Source organism: Haliscomenobacter sp., from assembly GCF_033763495.1.
Classification (GTDB): domain Bacteria; phylum Bacteroidota; class Bacteroidia; order Chitinophagales; family Saprospiraceae; genus Haliscomenobacter.
In genome coordinates, this window is sequence record NZ_JANRKL010000253.1 from 20,451 (window position 1) to 40,350 (window position 19,900).

The window sequence follows — 19,900 nt, forward strand, 5'->3', positions numbered from 1 at the left end:
GAACAGAAACACTCAAATTATTCAACCTAAGATGAAACAAAGCAAAGGTATAGAGAAGTATTGGAATGCATTGAATGCATGTTAGAATAAGTAAAATGTCTTGTTTGCCTGTTTGTTTCATTGTGGTAAGTTAAGAAATGAGTCAGTGGCGGACCTCTCAACATCCCCACTAGTACAAGTCTTTCAAAATTGAGCAAAAACATTGAGTTGTCGCTGGTATAGGTCTCCAGACCTGTACCATTATCTGCACGTCTCCAGACGTGCGTAATCAAAGGAAAATTAGCTTTTTAATTCCCAAAAACAAGCCCTCTTCAACAAGAAAGCTATTGCCTTCGATAAACATTGTGCATACTCATGCGTCTGGAGACGCGGGAATATTGGTTCAAGTCTGGAGACGTTGAACCAGCGTTGCCCTTGGAAAGTGGAGGGGAAGACTTTAACCCGAAACAGGTGGTATCTACTACTTCGTATATTTTCTCCCAAATATCCTTTCCACTTCCAATTCAAACGCCAGACTCGTACAGTGCAGGGTATCCCCTTTCTGGGCTTTTATCATCTTCTGATATTGACCACTTTCAGGATTTGTATAAACTTCTACGACCTGGCTCTTCATGTCTAAAATCCAAACTTCAGGAATAGCAGCTTCCGCATACAAGGGCAATTTAAGTTTTCGATCCCGCCGTAAGGTACTATCAGATGCCTCGATTAATAGGTACACTTCCTCCGGGCGAGGATGTTGATCTTCGTATTCGTCAATTTGGAACTCAACAACCGACACATCTGGTTCTGGTTCAGAATATTCATCAATTTGAATGGGACATTGTCCTCTTACCAGCGCTCTTTCACCCAGGATGGCATTGAGTATTCGGGTAAGCCTCGCAACGATTTTTGCATGGGGGCTATTGATTGGACTCATTTCCAGTATTTCTCCATGAATCAGTTCAACACGATCTTCCCAGTCCAAAATGCCCACTTCAGCCATTTTGTAAAAGTCATTCACCGTAAACAGTTTGCGTTGTGTTTGAACTGCCATTTTTCCTGTTTTGTACAAATATAATGACTTAAATACATCCTCGCAAGCTCCCAGCAATCAAATAAAACTGCTGATCCCACCTTACCTCCTCTTCCCCTCACGCTGGTAATAACGCACCAACACATACTTCCAAAACGTAAACCACGCTGTAGACGAACAAATAATCAAGCCATATAACCCATCCTGATAGCCCCGCTTTAGAATGTACATCTTAAAAAACTTGAACCAGGGATTGATCCATAGTTTGATCCAGGAACTACCCTTCCCCTGTCTAACCAACTCCTTGGCCCCAATGTCAGCGTACTTGTACAACATGTCAAAATGCTCTTTGACGCTGTTGGCTGTGTAATGCAACAAGTCGCCCTTGAGGTGCTGGATGTTGGAGCCAGTCTGCATTTCATAACGGTCATGGGGATTGGCCCCTGCCCATTGCCCCAGGCGAGAGTCCCAGAGGCGCAATTTGCGGTCGGGATACCAGCCACTGTGGTGAATCCATTGGCCGCAGTAGTTGTTGAGGCGGTTGAAAGAGTAGCCCTGTGCGGTCCAGTTTTTTTTGACAGCCAAAATCGATTGGCGGAGTTCTTCGGACAAAGCTTCATCGGCATCCAGGGACAAGACGTAGGGTGAGCTGGCTTGGGTGATGGCCCAGTTTTTCTGCTGAATATGCCCGGCAAAAGGGTGTTGAATGAACCTTATACCGTACTGAGCACAAATCGCTTCGGTGCGATCGCTGGAATAGGAATCCACTACAACAATCTCATCCGCAACACCTTGCAAAGACAAAATGCAACGTTCAATGTTTTTTTCTTCATTAAAAGTAATGACAACTGCGGATAATTGGATCATGTGTCGTTGGTCTACAAAAAAATGCCGTTCAAAGGTAGAACTTACTTTTTAACCAACATAAATTGATTTCGTGCATTATTAGCTGTATTTTGTAGAACTTTTCTTAATATCGAATAGACAACCAACCTATCACTCATGGCAGAATTTACACTCAAAGTCAATGGGACAAAATACAAAGTGGAGGCCGCCGCGGATACGCCTTTGCTTTGGATTTTGCGCGACCACCTGGGCCTCACGGGCTCAAAATACGGTTGTGGTATTGGCCAGTGTGGTGCTTGCACCGTACACATCAATGGCGAATCCATGCGTTCATGCGCCTTACCTGTTTCGGCAGTAGGTAAAGCGCAGGTCATCACGATCGAAGGTTTGTCCAAAACGGGCGAACACCCGGTTCAGCAAGCCTGGCACGAAGTGGATGTTCCCCAATGTGGCTATTGCCAGGCGGGACAAATCATGAGCGCCGCTGCGCTGCTTAAAAAAAATCCAACGCCTTCTGATGCCGACATCAACTCGGCCATGGCCGGTAACATTTGCCGCTGCGGCACCTACAACCGCATTCGGGAAGCCATTCATGTAGCCGCTAAAAAAGTTAAATCATGAGCACATCCTCAATTCAATTCGATCGCCGCTCCTTCCTCAAGGTTACCGCGACCACTGGTGGCGGGATGATGCTGGGTTTGAGCTGGGCTGCCAGTGCCGCCGAAATCAGCGAAGCACCATTCATGGAGGCAATGACCTTCAACGCTTTTGTAAAAATCAGTCCTGAAGGCGTGATCACCATCATGTCACCCAATCCCGAGTGTGGCCAGAACATCAAAACGGCCATGCCGATGTTGGTAGCCGAAGAACTGGACTGCGACTGGAGCAAAGTAGTGGTTGAACAAGCTGGGCTGGATTCCACCAAATACACCCGTCAGGTAGCTGGGGGTAGTGGTTCCACTCCTGCATCCTGGAAGCCCTTGCGCACCGCTGGGGCTACGGCTCGTCAGATGTTGATCAGTGCTGCGGCCAAACGTTGGAACGTGAGCGCTTCTGAGTGCAGCACCAACATGGGCGTAGTTTTGCATACCGCTTCAGGCAAAAAAGCCACTTACGGCGAACTGGCTACCGAAGCTGCCAAAATGGAAGTGCCCAAAGATGTGCCATTAAAGGCGGTCAAGGATTTCAAAATCATTGGCCAATCGCACAAGGCGGTTGACAATAAAAAAATCTTCACGGGCAAGCAGGAATTTGGTCTCGACTTCAAACGGGAAGGCATGCTCATTGGGGTAGTGGCCCGTCCACCTGCCTTTGGCATGAAGATCAAATCGGTCAACGATTCACGCACCAAATCCATGCCGGGCATCAAACAGGTAATCCGCTTTGGCAATAAAGTGGCGGTTTTGGGTACCTCTACCTGGGAGGTCCTCAAAGGCCGTGAACGCCTGGCCATCGAATGGGAAGTAGATACCAAACTGGAAAGCTCGGCTGATCACGATGCAAAAATGGCCGAACTGCTGAGCAAACCGGTAGAAAAACCACAACGCAAGGACGGCGATGCGCTTGCTCAGTTTGAAGGTGCCCACAAAATCATCGAGTCCAAGTTTGAAGCGCCATTTTTACCTCATGCACCCATGGAGCCGATGAACTTCTTTGCGGATGTACGCGAAGATAAGGCTGAATTGATCGGACCAACCCAAAACCCGGGCTCTGCCCGCAATGCTGCGGCACAAGTGCTCGGCATCGCTCCAGAAAAAGTCAGTGTGATGATGACCAGGATGGGTGGCGGTTTTGGTCGCCGTTTGAATGCCGATTTTGCAGCCGAAGCTGCGGAGGTTTCCAAATTGGCCAAAGCCCCCGTCAAACTCATGTGGACCAGGGAAGACGACATGGCCGGAGGGATTTACCGACCAGCTTGTCACTACCTTTACCGGGCAGCACTGGACGCTCAGGGGAATGTTAAGGCAATCCATGTACGTGGTGCCGGCTTGAACGTGGGCAACCCGTTACGGGAAAACAACTTCCCGGCAGGTGCCCTTGATCACTTTCTGGCCGAAGGACACAACCATCAAAGCAACATCACGACCGGGCCCTGGCGGGCACCCGTGCACAACTTCCTGGCTTTTGCTGAGCAAAGTTTCCTGGATGAAATCGCGGAGGCTACTGGCAAAGATCCAGTGCAATTGCGCCTGGACTGGTTGGCCAAGGCAGAAAAATCGCCAGTAGGAAATGTACCATACAAGATTGATCGTTTCCGCAATACCATCGAACTGGCTGCGAAAAAAGCCAATTGGGGCAAGGCACCAGCCGGGGTATTCCAGGGTTTTAGTGCCTACTTTTCTTTCAATACCTACGTAGCACAGGTAGTGGAGGTCACTTTGGAAGCTGGCCAGCCCAAAATCAAGCGGATGGTTTGTGCGGTGGACTGTGGTGTAGTGATCAACCCCGAACATGCCATCAATCAAATTGAAGGTGGCCTTGTGGACGGACTTGGTCATGCCATGTTCAGCAACATGACCTTCAAGGATGGTGCGCCTGAGCAGACCAATTACGATACTTACCGCGTCATCAAGATGGGTGACACCCCACCAGTGGAGGTTTATTTTGTAGAAAATGAATTGGATCCTACGGGCCTGGGTGAGCCAGCTTTGCCTCCACTTTCGGCGGCATTGGGCAATGCGATTTTTAAAGCAACCGGAATTCGTTTGCGCAAGCAGCCATTTAGTTTGAATGGTTTGCGGAACGTGTAAGCAATTCAGGAATTGAAAAATAAAAGGGACGGAAGTAGCCAATTGGTTATTTTCCGTCCCGTCTTTTTGCGGCAGTTTACTTCTTCCGAATCAACCGATCATACATCCTTCCCACCTCATAATAAGGTTTTTCATCGACCCCAGTAACTCTTTCCAAAGTCCATAAATCCAGGGTGTCGCCACGTTTGGTCCAGGCCAAGGGAAACAGCTCTTGCTTACTGGAAGAAAAATAAATCATGTTTCCATCTCCGGCATCGGCCAAATCGCCGCCGACTGGGACCTGGTAAGTTTGATAAGCCTCAAATCCCTTGACAGTTCCATCCGCATTTAGCGTGATGGGTTGCTTTGCATTGGTTCTGCCAAAAGGATTCTCACGGATGTAGGTCCCAGCAAGATGTTGGCCGACCAACAGTACTGCTGCTCCCCGTGGATCGTGTTCATGGTTCTCAACAGGTCTGAAATGTACTTCTCTATCAGTACCCAGATCCATTACAATCTCTTGATCCGAGACCTGAGTGATGCGAAGCGTGGCGTCTCCAAACATTTCCCCACTGATTTCAATGGTTTTGTCGTCGACAACTGTGAAAGTTCCAGGTGCGGCTTCCCAACCTCCGTAGATGTAGATCACGGAATCTTTGCCAATGAACTGCAATTCGTAGCATTGAGCTGTGGCCAAAGAATCACTGTCTGCTTCCAATGCATCAACGAAAGTGCTAGACACCCAATATGGTGTGGCAGTGAAAGCAGGAGTTTTAGCCTTTTCCGCTTCTTTAGGCGCTCCATTTTGGCAAGCTTGGCCCATTGCTACTGCCAAAAACAGCAAGCATAAAATTTGAATTTTTCTCATAGTAGTGAATTAGGTTTTGTGTTAAAAATAACCAACATTATTTCTTTTTGATCAGTCGATCATACAGCTTCACCACCTCATAAGAGGGCATTTCATCAGGTCCGCTCAGGTTTTTCACCGTCCATAGATTCAACGTATCGCCACTTTTGGTCCAACTAAAGGGATATTCTTGCCCTTTGCTAGAGAAATAAATGTAATGGCCATCGAAAAAGCTAGCTACATCGCCGCTAAATGGAACCTCGAAGTGTTGATAATCCTCAAATCCTTTGACTGTCCCGTCTGCATGTAGGGTAACCGTTGTGCTCGCATTGCCACTGCGGGTATAGGTGCCAGCAAAGTATCGACCAACCAAGAGGCTTACGCCGTCGATTTTGTATCCGCTGGTTTCAACGGCTTTGAAACGCAATTCGCTTCCATTAGCTTTATTGACTACACTAATCTCTTGATCTGAAACCTTGGTTTTACGCAGCACTTCTACCGCCTCGCTCATGCCAATAATATTCCCATTGTACTCGATGGTTTTGTCGTCAATCACGGTATAGGCTCCAACCGTTCCATCATGAGCATCATTGTAAGACATAGAATCCTGGCCAAAAAAGAAAATTTGTGCGCAACCAGCATAGTTTAGGGAATCTTCCGCCAGCCTATCAACAAATGAGCTAGACACCCAATACGGTGTTGCTGTGAAAGCAGGCGTTTTAGCCTTTTCAGCTTCTTTAGGCGCTCCATTTTGGCATGCCTGCCCCAGAGCTACAGTCAAGCCCAATAAGCATAAAATGTTAGTTTTTCTCATCGTAATGAATTAAGATTTTACTGCAAATATAATTGATTGTTTAAAATTATTGTTGCTTGTTTAATCCCGCTTAAAACTATACACAAATTTCCCTTTCGTCTCGGGGGCGGTATTGGTCAAGATGATCCGGCGCACGGGTTTGCTGTCCCATTTGGTTTTGAAACTGCTGTATTCCATGCCTTCGGTGGAAGGCAATTCGGTCGTTGCGGTCCATTTTTTGGCATCGTAACGCAGGGTCATGCTCAGGAAGCCATCCGAAATGATGATTTTGCCTGCTTCAACGAGGTTTACATTTCCAACGGTCATAAAAACCTGTTGCAGCGATTTGGGTTTTTGTTTGAGCAGGTATTCGTCGGTAAGTTCTACCTCGTCCTGATTGCGCTTGAGCAGAACGGTGCGATTCCAGCTTTGGATTCCAGCTTCGGCAGGGTAAGCACTGGCAATGTCCATACTCATGCCACTTTCTTTGGGAGTCATGATCCGACTGACATTTTTTGCCGCAAATTCCTGGCCACTTTTTTGTCCTAAGCCATTGATGATGGGCAGGTTGTGGTGCTCGGATTGAGTAAACCACAATTCATAGCGCTTGCTCGAAAAAGTGCGGGCCGTGTAATTCCCCCGTCCGGCGTCCACAATCATGGGTTTGCCGTTGAGGTAAATGATGAAGTCTCCTACATCGTTGTGGTTGTGGCTTTCGGCATTGTGGCCACCGTGGGCGGCGAGGTACATGCCACTGGCATTGCGGGTGGTCATCACCTGGATGTCGGCAAACCAGGCATCCGGCGCAGGAGTGTAGCTGAAGTTGTTATTGGCCAGTTGAACTACGCTCAGGATATTGTTGAGCTTGCGGGGCCGATGGTAACCGGAAATAGCAGTTGAAGCAGCAGGGAAAGTTTTAAAAGCCCACTGCCCGAATTGTACCATCGTTTCGTCTTTGATGGCTTTTCCAAAACGGTAAAGCATTAGGCCATCAGGGGTAAGTTTAGGATCGGCATCGGCAAAGTTGACGAAGTAATTGTCGGCAATGTGGGTTTTGTACACGTAAGAAGCCATTTTTTGTACCAGCGGCTCGCTATAAATGTCAATTTTTCCATTGGTGGCATTGGTGTAGAGTTCCAAACAATCGTAAACCGAAGCACCCGCTGCAAACCAGTAACTTGGGCCTTCATCACAGCCGCCATCATCTCCCAGACTGTTGAGGTAGCGATCGAGGCCCCGCATGGAATGGTGGAGCATTTCGGCGCGTTGCTTTTCATCTTTTTCCAGGAGCAAAATGGCCGTAATCCAGTTGGACATGATCCAGGGATTCCAGTTGTTGACAGGTTTGGTTTGGCTCATCCAGCCGTATTTGTCGCCATTTTTGGCCATAGGAATGAAGATGCGCTGCTTGGTTTCGTAATAAATGCGGCTACGCAGCAGGCGATTAATTTTGTCGAGCTTTTCACCGACAAAATAATCGGTTAAGGCCAACACTGCTGCGGTTTCAGCGGCGAATAGATCGACCACCGGGTTTTCTACATCGGGTAGTCCGGTGCTGCTAATGTGTGCCGGAACGCCCCAATAGCTTTCTTCACAGATCGACCAAACCCCATTCATGATGGCTTCGGTAAAACGCCCCTGGTTTTCGAGGCTTTCGGCGAGTACCAGGTTCATCAGGGCGTTGCGTTTGCCATAAGAGATGTTGCCGTGTTGTTGGCGGTCGCCGGAGCGGACGAAGTCGAGGGAGGTACTGGCTGAAATGGGTTCAAACTTGTATTTAAGGGTAGTTTCGCCCGTTTTGATCAATTTGTTGAAGATAGAGTCAGGGAGTTTTTTGCGCCATTCTTCAGGGCTGAGCGGGTATGGTTTCCACTGGTTTTTGGGGACCAAGGATTGTTGTACGGCCAGCAGATTGTATTTGTTGGCGAGGATGTTGCGCTGGACGACCTGTGCAAAAGTCAGGTGGATAAAAACCAGCGAAAAGAAGAGCACGAAGTAGGTTTTCATTGCAGATGTAGGTTTAAACGTTTTGAGGATAAGGGGCGATAAAAAATAAGTGTTTATTTTGCCCGCACTAATGCATTAGCGGGCCAATCGTTGTAATTCTTTTGTGCGCAAGGCTCGATCAAAAATGGCTAAGCCGCCGATTTGACCTTTAAAAAAATTACCCATACCCCTTTTTAATAATACGGCTCCAACAGTAAAATCTGAGCCGTTATTGCCCATGCCATCGGGAAAATAATAAGGGTTTTTGCTTTGGATCAGACCGTTGGGGTAACCTTCAAATCCTTTGGTGTGCTCAATCAGCTCGGGCTTACGGGCTTCAAAAACACCGTTTACATAAGACTTCATGTAGCGCCCATCGTAGGTAAATGCGATACAAACCCACTGATTGGCAGGGACTTCCTGTTTACTCGCAGAATAGTCGATGGAGTAGGGGAAGGGAGGAGTTGGTTTGCCAGTACGTGAAATATGCCCACATACCTGATTTTTGCCATTGTAATGCGGAAGCGACACGAATAAACCATACTGGCGTTTGCCACCGTCTTGGTATTCATTCCATAGGCCACCTACAAAACCGGTTTGTTCTCCTGTCCATTTTACCCAAGCGAGGACTGTTACACCTTGCTTTGGACCATAAATGTTCAGCGCGCCGATTTGTGCGCTGGGCAGCGACAGGTAAGCACCGCTGCCAAATTGAGCCGAATAACCAGACAGCGGCCCTTCATTGAGCCGGGGAATGGTGCCATCTATTTCGGCGAGTGGAAAAGTTCCTTTGCCCCAGGCTTGACGGGTTTGGCCTGCTTCTTCCTTGAAGTCCCAAAAGGCAACCAAACCCTTGGAAGATTTAAGTAGCTCTGGTTTATCTTGGGTATACACTGGTTGTTTATGACCCAATACAACCAGGTATCCAATGAGCGCGAAGAGGAACAGGTTTTGCTTGGTTTTCATCAACTCAATGTTGCTTTTTGAGGTAAGGCCCCTGTTCATTCCATTTGACTTCGACGTTGGAAATGTACCAGTTTTTACCCCGATTGTTGTTGCCCTGGAAAAAGAGATAGGTTTTGCCATTGTCGTCCTGGAAAATATGGGGATGTCCGGATTCACTGGAGTTCCAGGTGCCAGGGTCACCATTGGTCAAAAAGGGTTTGTTGGACAAGCGCTCCCATTTTATTCCATCGCTACTTTTGGCTACACCGATTTGTTGTGGGTCGTTGTTGTAGGCACCGGCATAAAACATGTACAAAAAGCCATTTTTTTCAATGATTGAAGCCCCTTCAATGCAGTTGCCCTCCCAGGGGAATTCAGGCTTCAGAATGGAAGCTGTACACTGCTGGGTCCACTGGCTGCGGTCAAAACCACCCGACAAAGGCGCGGAAGCTACCCCTTGCATCTGGATTTTGTAATCGATATCACGAGTAGCAAAATAAAGCAAATACTTGTCCTTGAAAGGGAATACTTCCGCATCGATGGCGCGGCCACAATTCCAATCTCCGGTAGGGCTAAAAATGGGGTTGCTCGGGTCGCGTGTAAACTGTAAACCATCCGAGGAAACCGCGTGACAAATAGCGTCCTTTTTGCCATTGCCGTAAGTTTGGTAAAAAAGGTGTACCTGACCATTGACCACCAGGGCAGCTGGTGCGGCAAGCCCCTTTTTTTCGTATTCACTAGCGGGGGTAACTTCTCCTACTTTGTGCCATTTGTGCAAATCTTTACTCTCGGCAATGCCTACACCCCAACCCGGGATCGGATTGGATTGGTCCAGATAGGTCGGAATGGAATAATACATCAAATAGCGGCCCTGAAACTTGATCACGTGGGGGTCTTTGGCAAAGGGAATACCAATGCGGGAAGTATCGCCAAATAGCATTTTGGGCGTTTTGGGCGTGGCTTTTTTTTGCCCAAATGTTTCAAAAGATGCCACCAGTAGGAGTAAAAAAAGCAGGAGAGATTTGTAGTTCATCTTTGGTTCTTTTTTTCCAAGACAAATCTAAACTTTCCCCGTTAGTTTAACGATGACTTTGACGATAAGGATTTAGGAGCTGCTGTTATTATTTATGTAACCGATTTCTTATTGATTGACTATAACCTCGCCTTTGCGCTATTTCATACCAACCCTCGGCATGTTTTTGTGATTTTGGGCCATTTATTTCCATTTATTTAAGACTGCCATTCGATTTTAATGATGAAAAATGAACAAAAATGGTTTTTGTAAAAAAAGAATGAAACCGATTTCATAAATGAAAAAGGATACCTATCTTTGCATTTGCCGACGAATATTTGGTGATTTTTTATTTAAACGAACAAACAATGCGAAACAAACAAAAAACATTTCCAGAACTAGCTGGCCTGAGAAAATTTGGCGTACTCATGCTAATTTTCTTAGGCTTTCTTGGTTTTGCTAATGCTCAAGATGTAACCATTCAAGGAACGGTTACTTCGAAGGATGGGAATGAGCCGCTCACTGGTGTCAGTATTCTATTGGTAGGTACCAGCCGGGGAGCGATTACCGACATCGATGGGAAGTATTCCATCACAGCACCCAGCAATGGCACCCTGAAATTCAGTTACACAGGGTACACCGAACAGACCGTTGCCATCAATGGCCAAACGACTTTGAACTTAGTACTGGAAGTCAACACCTCTGTATTGAATGAAGTAGTCGTAGTAGGTTATGGTACTCAGGAAGCTAAGGATGTTACTGGTGCGGTGACTAAAATAAAGTCGGAAGTACTCAAAGAAGTACCTGCACCCAACTTAATTGCCCAGCTCAAGGGGCGTACTGCCGGGGTTTCAATTGTGAACAACAGTTCCACTCCGGGAGCAGCGGGTCAGATCCGGATTCGGGGAAACCGCACTTTGACTACCAACTCTGGTTCCAGCGATGCCTTGGACGGCCCATTAATCGTAGTAGATGGAATCCCTTACGGTGGTAGCATCAACGATTTGAACCCTGAAGACATTACCAGCCTCGATATCTTGAAAGACGCGTCTGCAACCGCCATTTATGGTTCGCGTGGTGCGGGAGGGGTCATTCTGGTGACTACCCGCCGGGGCAAAAGTGGCAAAGCGGTAATCACTTATGATGGATTCCACGGTTTGACCAACATCATGTCCAAGTACAACGTCATGAATGGGGAGGAATATGCCCAATTCAAAAGTGATGCTGCCGCCTATAACCGTTCCAGCTGGCCTAGCAGTGCGGGCACATCTTCCTACCTGCTCACTCAATCGGAAAAAGACGCCCTGGCTGCAGGAGTATCTACGGATTGGCAAGATTTGATTTATCAGACAGGTGCCAGCTCCAGCCACTTACTGAGTTTGAGCGGGGGAAGTGAAAGCACCCAATACGGGTTGAGTGGTGGTTATTACCGGGAAGACGGGGTTATTCCCAATCAGAATTTTGAACGCTTCTCTCTGCGTACAACCATTGACCACCGGATCAGCAAAAGTTTGAAAATCGGGCTCAACACCATGAATACCCTTACCTACTCGAATACGGTAGGTGGTGGTGGTGTACCCAGTGGTTTGGTGCGATTGACTCCGCTGGCTTCGCCTTACAATGCAGATGGTACCGTAAACCTCAATCCAGCCGTCGGTTCAATCGACGCAGCTGTAGTCAGTCCACTCACGCTGATCACCAAGGCCAGTTCCTTGTTGGCCAACAACCGGAGGCTCAGAACCTTCAACAGCTTGTACGCTGAACTGAAAATTGTGGAAGGATTGCGTTATCGTTTCAATGCGGGGCTGGATTTCAGACAAGACAATGGCAATGGTTATTCCGGGCCTTTGACCTACGTTAATACCTCGGTGGTTCAGTCTTCTTCCAACGCCAATGTGAACAACAGCGAAGCCTGGTCGTACAACTTCCAGCACCTCTTGTACTACGATAAAGTATTTGCCAAAAAGCACAAATTGGGTATTACGGGCTTGTTTGAGGTCACCAAAGACCACAACCAGGGAAGTAGCTTTAACGTAACGGGTGTTCCTGCAGATTACATCAAAAATGCCAACTTCGCTTTGGCTGCTGGTCAGCCAACCGCTTCCGGTTCATTTTCCGAAACGGGATTGTTGTCGTTCATGGGCCGTGTGAACTATAGTTTCGCCAGCAAGTACCTGGCTACGCTTACTTTCCGCCGCGATGGTTCTTCCACACTTTCTCCAGGCTTTCAGTACTTCAACTACCCAGCCGTGGGCTTGGGCTGGACCGTGACGGAGGAAGCTTTTATGAAAAATATAAAAGTAATCTCCAACCTCAAGCTCAGAGGGGGATGGGGTATCTCCGGTAACCGCAACGTAGGGGCATACGCCACTTTGGGTGGTTTGAGTGCAGGGTATTACAATTTTGGACAAAGCACTGCTGGCCAACAACTCGCCTACCTGGTAACCAGCTTGCCTAGCTCAACTTTGAGCTGGCAGTCTACCGACCAGATTGATTTGGGTTTGGAATTTGGCTTGTTCAATGACCGCATCACAGGTAGTGTCGATTATTACCATCAAAAAACCAAAGACATCTTGTTGTCGGTTCCGCTCCCTGCCAGTAACGGAGCATCTTCAACCCTTAAAAACCTGGGTAAAACCGAAGGAAGAGGGATAGAGGTGATGGTAACAACGCAGAATATCCAAAAAAGCAATGGGTTTAACTGGAGCACCGATTGGGTTTTCTTCTTCAACCGCGAGAAAATCACTCAGTTGACTACCCCTAGCGAACTGGAAAACAAAGGCGCTGGCTGGTTTGTAGGTCAACCACTGACCGTGATTTACGACTACAAAAAAACCGGCATCTGGCAGTTGCAGGATTCCATCAACGAACAAATCAAAAAACAGACCTCACCAGTACAATATCCTGGCCAGATCCGGGTAGAAGACGTCAATGGAGATGGCAAGATCGACGCCAACGATCGTCAAATCCTAGGTAATTTCCAACCCCAATGGGAAGGTGGTATCACCAACCGCTTCAGTTACAAGGGCTTTGATCTTTCTGTTGTCATCTACGCCAGAATGGGTATGAAAGTATTGGCACCTCACCTCACCGCCGATGGTGGTGGCAACGGCTTCCCTTTCTTCAACCAAAGCCGGGTCAACCAACTCAAGGTGGACTACTGGACACGGACCAATCCAACCAATGCCTTCCCAGCACCAGATGCGGGTACGGACCGCTTGTTGTTTGGTTCTACGCTGGGGTACCAGGACGGGTCCTTCATCAAATGCCGCAGCATCAACTTCGGGTATCAGTTGCCCAGTAGTTTGATGAGTAAAATGGGCCTCGCATCGGCAAGAGTTTACCTGAATGCAACCAACCCGTTTGTTATTTACTCGCCATTTGTGGATGCAGGCTTTGGTCCTGATCCTGAAGGCAATGGTTATGGCGGTGGGGTAGCTGCAACTGGAGCCGGCGATGTAGGTGCTCCGGCGCGCCAAATTAGTGTGAACTTGAATAACCCTGCGTTCAGACAGTTCACCTTTGGCTTGAACCTGAAATTTTAAACTCAAAAACGAATTGACATGAAACTAAAATATAAGCTTTTACCCGCAGTCCTTGTACTGTGTGCATTCCTAAACAATGGTTGCCAGGGTATTCTGGAAGAAAACCCCAGGGCTTCGATTGTCCCTTCTTTCTTCAATAGCCCTTCCGGGGTGTTGGGGGGTATTGCCGGGGTATACAATGACCTCCGCTCAGCTTGGGGAACCGAAGGTTTTACCAATGAAATGATGGCAGGTACGGATGAACATTTGGCCGGCGCCAGTGCCAGTGGGATTCAACTGCACAATTACAATGGAATCAACGGAACAAATTTTGGCGCTGCCTGGAATATCGCTTATACCGATATCAACACCTTGAACGGGGTGTTGGAATATGGCCAAACGATTGATTTACCCGATGCCACCCGCAAACAATACCTGGCACAAGCCAAGTTCTTGCGTGGCTTCTGGTACTTTTACCTGGTGCAAACCTTTGGGGACGTGCCTTTAAATACCAAATTCATTACTGTACCTTCCCAGGCGGCTTCCCGCCAACCAGCCGCTCAGGTGTATGAGCAAATCATCAAAGACCTGACCGAAGCGGCAACAGATCTTCCAGACAAGCCCACTGCCCCGTTTATCGACAAGGCGGCTTGTAAACCGGTGGCCCAATTGGTATTGGCCAAAGCCTATTTGACCCGCGGCTGGTTGAACAATAACCAGGCAGATTTTACCCAGGCAGCTAGTATTTGTGCAGACATCATTGCCAAAAAAGCCACTTATGGCCTTGATCTTTGGGCCAACTATGGCGATGCCTTCAACCCTGCTAACGATTACGGCAAGGAAACCATGTTTGTGAGTGATCACTCCAAAGACCCCAAATATGGCTACTATACCGTAGGCGGTGGTGCATCGGGTGGTGCAGCGCAAAACCTTTCGCCCTGGTTTACCAATTGGAACTACCCCAACTGTGGCATCAACTCTTTTAAAAACGCCAGCGGCAATTTGGTCAACAATGGTACCTCCAGTATGATTCGCGACTCTTATTATGGCCGGCCTTACATCCGTATTCGTCCCAATAGCTACAAGTGGCCTTCTGGCCCCAATGCCGGGAAAAGTTATTTTCTGGACCAGGCTTTTGTAAACCGTACGGTCGACTCTCGTTTTGAAAATACTTTCTACACGGTATGGATTGCAAACAAGGAGACCACCAACGCTCAGAATGCAGCCAACAACAGCCGCGGTATTCCAACCTATACCTTGCGTGCCAATGTGGATACCGCCATCTGGATGCCGGATTACGAAGTTGCTGGTGCTCCTCAGTTTGTAGGCACCAGACCCTTCAAAGGCACGGTTATTCCTCCCAGCCTTTGGAACAATACCTATTTCCCTGCGGTGAAGAAGTTTATGGACCCCAGCCGCGGTTCTAACTTCAACGACCCCTCTTCCAGACCAGTAGTGATTTACCGATTTGCGGATGTGTACCTGACCGGGGCCGAAGCAGCATTCAAAGCAGGGCAGACTACGGTTGCCAAGGACTTACTCAATGTCATCAGAAGGAGATCGGCTTTCCGCCCAAGCAACACTGCGGAGCAAAATGCAGCTGCGGCCACAGCCATGGAAATCAAGGAAGCAGACGTTACGCTTGATTTCATCCTGGATGAGCGTACCCGTGAGTTCTATGGCGAATGGCAAAGATGGCATGACCTGGTGCGTACCCGTTCTTTGGTGCGTCGGGTAAAGGAATGGAATCCTGAAGCTGCTGCCAACATCAAGGACTTCCACATGTTGCGCCCCATTCCACAGGCACAGATTGATAGGGTGGTTGAGGGACCGAAGTTCCCGCAGAATCCGGGGTATTGATGTAAATTTGGATTTTTGATTTTTAAGGTATGGCACTTCAGGAGGTATTGTCTTTTGGGGTGCCATATTTTTTATTGAAATACAAGAAAGGGATTGTTCCGCTTTCTGCACAATACCAGAATTTGAATAACTTTGTCCATATGAGAAAGGAGTTCAACATTACGGGCGTCTGTTTCCCCCACTTGCACTACATGATGGATACAGGTGCTAAAATGGCGGCCATCATGGACATGGTGGAGCGGGGGCAGTATTTCATCATCAATCGGCCAAGGCAATATGGAAAAACCACTGCACTCCAATTTCTTCAAAACGATTTGGAAAAATCAAACAATTATTTCCCCATTAGATTGAGCTTCCAAGGCATTGATTCGAAGTGGTATGAATCAGATGAAGCATTTGCTACCATGTTTGTGGATGAAGTGATGAAAATGTTGAAATTCACGGCGCCTGATCTAGCTTCTTTTTTGGAGGGATTGCTATCGAAGGTCGAAGACATGAATGGCCTTTCGGAAGTGATTACACAATTGGTGCATAAGGCGAATAAAAAATTGGTTTTACTGATTGACGAAGTAGATGCCAGCAGTAATTTTTTGTCTTTTTTGAGTTTCCTTGGCATGCTTCGTACCAAGTATCTCGAACGTTTTTCGCCTATTCATGCTACCTTTCACAGCATTGTCCTCACGGGTGTTCACGACATCAAATCCCTGAAATCAAAAATGCGATCGGGGGATCAAGCACAATACAATAGTCCCTGGAACATCGCCGCTGATTTTGAAGTGGAAATGAGTTTTAATCCTGCTGAGATTGCACCGATGTTGGAAGAATATCGCCTGGCAGAACAAGTAGAAATGGAAGTAAGCCCAATTGCCGAAAGGCTGTATTATTTCACTTCTGGTTATCCTTTTCTGGTGAGCAAATTGTGCAAGATTATTGCTGAAAAACTGTTGCCACAAAAAACGGAAAGGCGCTGGGTATTGGAAGATGTGGATCGTGCGGTCAATCTGCTCTTAAAAGAAAACAACACCAACTTTGACAGTTTGATCAAAAACCTGGAGAACAACCCAGCCCTCTACGATCTGGTCTACCGGGTAATCATCGAGGGTGATGTAATCTCTTTCAATCCTGACGAGCCACTCACCAATTTTGGGCGCATGTATGGCATCTTCAAAGAAAATGGCCGCCTGGCCATCCACAACCGCATCTACGAGCAGCGCCTGTACAACTACATGACCGTAAAAGCTGAAATCACCTACGGTCGCGACTACAATTTTAGCGAGCACTTTAAAACTGCCGAAAATGGCCTGGACATAGCAGCGGTGTTGCTCAAATTTCAGCAGTTCATGCAGTCGGAACACGATAAAAAGGATCAGGATTTTTTGGAACGCAACGCCCGTTTGGTTTTTTTATCCTTCCTCAACCCCATTCTGAACGGGAAAGGCCATACGTTTAAAGAGCCCCAGATCTCAGAGGAAAAACGCCTGGATGTGGTGGTCACCTATTTTCAGCACAAATACATCATCGAACTAAAACGCTGGTACGGCGAAAAAGCACACCAAGCTGGCCTGGCTCAGTTGAGTGATTACCTGGATCGGCAGCACCTAAAAACGGGGTTTTTGCTCATTTTTGAGCACAAGAAGGAGAAGTCCTGGCGGCAGGAATGGATGAGGGTGGGGGATAAGGAGGTGTTTGGGGTTTGGGTGTGAGGTGCAGACACTGCTTACCTTCCCAAGGTTTTTCCATTTGCTTCTAAAATGAAGTCAATTATCTGATTAATTTTATTTTTGAGATCTGAACCCGAATAGTGATTATCTGCCCATTTTTTTACAATTTCTTTAGCAATATTTACTTTATTATTAGAATACTTTAATGCTATTTTACTTTGTTGGTCAAAACTCAAAATTGATCCGCCCTCTTTTTCATACATTTTAGCAAAAAAAGCGTCAAATGAATCATATTTAGTGAAATCGAATGGCTCTATCAATGAATAATTAACCACCAAATTTACTCGATTATCCTCTTTTATACTTGTTTTTTTGAAGGGAGTATTTGAGAGTACTTCATAAAATAACTCTTTAGGTATATAGTTTTCTGTCTCTCGACCTTCCGTAATCCATATTTTGATATAATCTTCTATCTTTTTATTTTCACCAAGCTCTGAGGATTTGATTAATTCAAATCGTTTCAAAAGTTGTTTAACCCGTTCTTTTAATTTAGAATTAACTTCATCTTCTTGGTTTTTATAATCAGAATCACATATAATTACGGAATATCTACTGGTGCAAAGAATATCTATGTCCTCATTGTCATCAGACAGAATGGTGTGTGAATTTAAGTTAGCCCCTCCGTACATTAAAAAGCTATAGTGCTTGCCTTCCTCAAGAATTAATGAACGGGTTTTGCAGATGTCTTTTAGCCAATGGTTTAAATATATTCTGTCACTGGGGCCTTCTACCCATATCACGAGATTGCTCTGAAGAATTTGAGATGCTCTTATACCTAAGTCATCCAAAATCTCATACTTTGAAACTAGGGTGTTACATTTAAAAATTTGCGAAGGTAAATCCTTTTTTCTAAGTACTCGATGTATGCTCCAGTCGGCACTGACTTGATCGATTAAAGCTGATGAATGAGTTGTTATAAAGAAAGAATGATTTGTAAAATTATGTTCAAGAAGATGGATTAATCTTTTGACCGCATCAGGATGTAAATTAGATTCAGGTTCATCAATGAAAACAATCAAATCTTTATCTTTATTCAAATATAGAAAAGATAGTATCATAAAAAGCTGTGAAACTCCCGTTCCTATTTCATTGAATGTAGAAATAAGAGTTTGTGCGTTTCTTTGAAGGCGAAATGTAAGGACATTATTTTCAATCCTAAATTCAATCCTTTCATCTAGCAAATCTTCAAGCCATGTACTAATTTTTGTTTCAAATGACAGCCAATTTTTTTTATTGGTATTCTGAATGTGTAGTAATTTATCAAGAGTTTCACTTCCATCATAATAGTAAAAAGAATCTTTATTACTATTCAAGCTGGACGATCTTGCATGGTGTCTGATAGGGTCAATGAAAACAATACATGAAGACAGTTCAGTCCAGTATTTTAATGTATCCATTAATGAAGGGATGTCTTTATTGAAATCTATGTACTCACTAGTCGATAACTCAAGAACTTGAGGTTTATCTTTGTCAGAAATAGCAACTAAAGGCTTATCTCCATTAAAAACTGAAAAAAAACTTTTCTTATTTTTAAAATTATGCATCGCTTTAAGTGTTACATCAAGACTCTTGTCAATTGGGAAAAATGGCTCTCCATTTGACCATTGCTTGTTTTCAGTTGAAATAACTAATTCACATTCGATGCTATTTTCTTCCCACGCCCATGTTTCTTTGTTATCAATTGTAGTGATAACATTATTTAGTGCCTCATATTGGTTGCCCTTCCCTGATATTACTGCTTGCTTGTTATTAAGCAACTCTTTAATCCAGAAGAAATATTTTCCAATATTAGATTTTCCCGAATTATTTGGACCTATTAGAATATTCATTCTTCTCAAGCCTTGCAATGAGATCCCATTGTCAAGATCAAAGGAGCGCCAACCTTTTATTTTTATATCTTTGATTTTCATTTCTTACTTCTTTTTTGGTTGCTTTTCCAATTTGATACTATTTCTTTTAGATCATATGTAGAAGGAATACCTTCAGACCATGATTTATGGTATCGAACATCATTACTTTTAGGTGTTGGAGATGGTTTTCTGAAATATACCTTGCGTGGTAATTTTATAGCATCTCCAGTAACAAAAGCTTCGCCATCTCTTAGACTCGGCAATGTATTTGCTTGGCTTTCAAGTGTATCAGGTAAAAATCTTTTGACTTTGTTTTGATCAAGATCGCTTGTTAAACGTAGAGTAATGAATGTACCACATTGAGATAGAACCGTTGACGAAATATTTGAAGGGCGTTGACTTACAACTATCAAACTCAAGCCGTATTTTCTACCTTCTTTTGCGATTCGTTCAATATGCTTTCTGCTCAATGCGAACTCTACGCTATCTTCTTCTGGAATATACGAATGTGCTTCTTCCAGTACTAAGGCGAAAGGTAAATGTTCAGGATCAAAATCCCAGTATACATAATCAAAACATAACCTAGCTAAAACACCTACGCAAATATTTCTTACCTCTGAAGGCAGGCCACTTAAGAGTATGTTCAAAATTTTTTGTTGAAAAATAAGGATCGGTTGCTAACTTTAGTTTGTCCAAAATTAAAGTGCAATGACTGGAAAGTACCAGCGCATGACCGATCCTCAATGGGAAGTTATCGCAAAATACTTACCTGTGC

General features: G+C 45.7%; 14 protein-coding genes. 5 read left to right on the forward strand and 9 right to left on the reverse strand.

What is annotated here, in order from left to right; all coding sequences use genetic code 11:
- Positions 1-460: 460 nt before the first annotated feature.
- Both SFV55_RS29615 and SFV55_RS29620 read right to left on the reverse strand, forming a co-directional pair.
- Positions 461-1,033, reverse strand: coding sequence for a Uma2 family endonuclease (locus SFV55_RS29615; protein ID WP_320033220.1), 573 nt, complete (start codon positions 1,031-1,033; stop codon positions 461-463).
- Between the two features lie 81 nt (positions 1,034-1,114).
- On the reverse strand, positions 1,115-1,879 hold the full coding sequence (locus tag SFV55_RS29620; RefSeq protein WP_320033221.1) for a glycosyltransferase family 2 protein: 765 nt from the start codon (positions 1,877-1,879) through the stop codon (positions 1,115-1,117).
- 135 nt (positions 1,880-2,014) lie between these two features.
- Here SFV55_RS29620 and SFV55_RS29625 point away from each other — a divergent pair, with 135 nt between their 5' ends.
- Both SFV55_RS29625 and SFV55_RS29630 read left to right on the forward strand, forming a co-directional pair.
- Positions 2,015-2,479, forward strand: a complete 465-nt coding sequence (locus tag SFV55_RS29625) for a (2Fe-2S)-binding protein (protein WP_320033222.1) — start codon at positions 2,015-2,017, stop codon at positions 2,477-2,479.
- Positions 2,476-4,608, forward strand: a complete 2,133-nt coding sequence (locus tag SFV55_RS29630; protein WP_320033223.1) for a xanthine dehydrogenase family protein molybdopterin-binding subunit — start codon at positions 2,476-2,478, stop codon at positions 4,606-4,608. Before SFV55_RS29625 ends, SFV55_RS29630 begins: the two co-directional genes overlap by 4 nt.
- Before the next feature lie 76 nt (positions 4,609-4,684).
- On the opposite strand, the gene SFV55_RS29635 is transcribed toward SFV55_RS29630, so the two are convergent.
- The 5 genes from SFV55_RS29635 to SFV55_RS29655 form a co-directional block, all read right to left on the reverse strand.
- Positions 4,685-5,455, reverse strand: a complete 771-nt coding sequence (locus SFV55_RS29635; protein WP_320033224.1) for a hypothetical protein — start codon at positions 5,453-5,455, stop codon at positions 4,685-4,687.
- A 37-nt stretch (positions 5,456-5,492) separates the two neighbouring features.
- Positions 5,493-6,248 (reverse strand): hypothetical protein, encoded by a 756-nt coding sequence (locus SFV55_RS29640; RefSeq protein WP_320033225.1) that lies wholly within the window; start codon positions 6,246-6,248, stop codon positions 5,493-5,495.
- A gap of 60 nt (positions 6,249-6,308) precedes the next feature.
- Complete coding sequence (locus SFV55_RS29645) at positions 6,309-8,234, reverse strand: heparinase II/III family protein (RefSeq protein ID WP_320033226.1); 1,926 nt, start codon at positions 8,232-8,234, stop codon at positions 6,309-6,311.
- A gap of 75 nt (positions 8,235-8,309) precedes the next feature.
- Positions 8,310-9,179 carry a LamG domain-containing protein gene (locus tag SFV55_RS29650; protein ID WP_320033227.1) on the reverse strand — a complete coding sequence of 290 codons (870 nt, stop codon included), beginning with the start codon at positions 9,177-9,179 and terminating at the stop codon, positions 8,310-8,312.
- A gap of 4 nt (positions 9,180-9,183) precedes the next feature.
- Complete coding sequence (locus SFV55_RS29655) at positions 9,184-10,191, reverse strand: family 43 glycosylhydrolase (RefSeq protein WP_320033228.1); 1,008 nt, start codon at positions 10,189-10,191, stop codon at positions 9,184-9,186.
- Between the two features lie 407 nt (positions 10,192-10,598).
- Here SFV55_RS29655 and SFV55_RS29660 point away from each other — a divergent pair, with 407 nt between their 5' ends.
- The 3 genes from SFV55_RS29660 to SFV55_RS29670 all read left to right on the forward strand — a co-directional run bounded on the left by SFV55_RS29660 (position 10,599) and on the right by SFV55_RS29670 (position 17,257).
- Positions 10,599-13,715, forward strand: coding sequence for a TonB-dependent receptor (locus SFV55_RS29660; protein WP_320033229.1), 3,117 nt, complete (start codon positions 10,599-10,601; stop codon positions 13,713-13,715).
- An 18-nt stretch (positions 13,716-13,733) separates the two neighbouring features.
- Positions 13,734-15,554, forward strand: a complete 1,821-nt coding sequence (locus tag SFV55_RS29665) for a RagB/SusD family nutrient uptake outer membrane protein (RefSeq protein WP_320033230.1) — start codon at positions 13,734-13,736, stop codon at positions 15,552-15,554.
- Between the two features lie 140 nt (positions 15,555-15,694).
- Positions 15,695-17,257: an AAA-like domain-containing protein gene (locus SFV55_RS29670; protein ID WP_320033231.1), complete on the forward strand. Its 1,563-nt coding sequence runs from the start codon at positions 15,695-15,697 to the stop codon at positions 17,255-17,257.
- A 14-nt stretch (positions 17,258-17,271) separates the two neighbouring features.
- On the opposite strand, the gene SFV55_RS29675 is transcribed toward SFV55_RS29670, so the two are convergent.
- Positions 17,272-19,185, reverse strand: coding sequence for an ATP-binding protein (locus SFV55_RS29675; RefSeq protein ID WP_320033232.1), 1,914 nt, complete (start codon positions 19,183-19,185; stop codon positions 17,272-17,274).
- Positions 19,182-19,772 (reverse strand): ATP-binding protein, encoded by a 591-nt coding sequence (locus SFV55_RS29680; RefSeq protein ID WP_320033233.1) that lies wholly within the window; start codon positions 19,770-19,772, stop codon positions 19,182-19,184. Before SFV55_RS29680 ends, SFV55_RS29675 begins: the two co-directional genes overlap by 4 nt.
- Positions 19,773-19,900: the final 128 nt, after the last annotated feature.

Bases quoted from the DNA above. Each gene is read 5' to 3' on its own strand.
- SFV55_RS29615 (WP_320033220.1), bottom strand. From the start codon at position 1,033: ATGGCAGTTCAAACACAACGCAAACTGTTTACGGTGAATGACTTTTAC.
- SFV55_RS29620 (WP_320033221.1), bottom strand. From the start codon at position 1,879: ATGATCCAATTATCCGCAGTTGTCATTACTTTTAATGAAGAAAAAAAC.
- SFV55_RS29625 (WP_320033222.1), top strand. From the start codon at position 2,015: ATGGCAGAATTTACACTCAAAGTCAATGGGACAAAATACAAAGTGGAG.
- SFV55_RS29630 (WP_320033223.1), top strand. From the start codon at position 2,476: ATGAGCACATCCTCAATTCAATTCGATCGCCGCTCCTTCCTCAAGGTT.
- SFV55_RS29635 (WP_320033224.1), bottom strand. From the start codon at position 5,455: ATGAGAAAAATTCAAATTTTATGCTTGCTGTTTTTGGCAGTAGCAATG.
- SFV55_RS29640 (WP_320033225.1), bottom strand. From the start codon at position 6,248: ATGAGAAAAACTAACATTTTATGCTTATTGGGCTTGACTGTAGCTCTG.
- SFV55_RS29645 (WP_320033226.1), bottom strand. From the start codon at position 8,234: ATGAAAACCTACTTCGTGCTCTTCTTTTCGCTGGTTTTTATCCACCTG.
- SFV55_RS29650 (WP_320033227.1), bottom strand. From the start codon at position 9,179: ATGAAAACCAAGCAAAACCTGTTCCTCTTCGCGCTCATTGGATACCTG.
- SFV55_RS29655 (WP_320033228.1), bottom strand. From the start codon at position 10,191: ATGAACTACAAATCTCTCCTGCTTTTTTTACTCCTACTGGTGGCATCT.
- SFV55_RS29660 (WP_320033229.1), top strand. From the start codon at position 10,599: ATGCTAATTTTCTTAGGCTTTCTTGGTTTTGCTAATGCTCAAGATGTA.
- SFV55_RS29665 (WP_320033230.1), top strand. From the start codon at position 13,734: ATGAAACTAAAATATAAGCTTTTACCCGCAGTCCTTGTACTGTGTGCA.
- SFV55_RS29670 (WP_320033231.1), top strand. From the start codon at position 15,695: ATGAGAAAGGAGTTCAACATTACGGGCGTCTGTTTCCCCCACTTGCAC.
- SFV55_RS29675 (WP_320033232.1), bottom strand. From the start codon at position 19,185: ATGAAAATCAAAGATATAAAAATAAAAGGTTGGCGCTCCTTTGATCTT.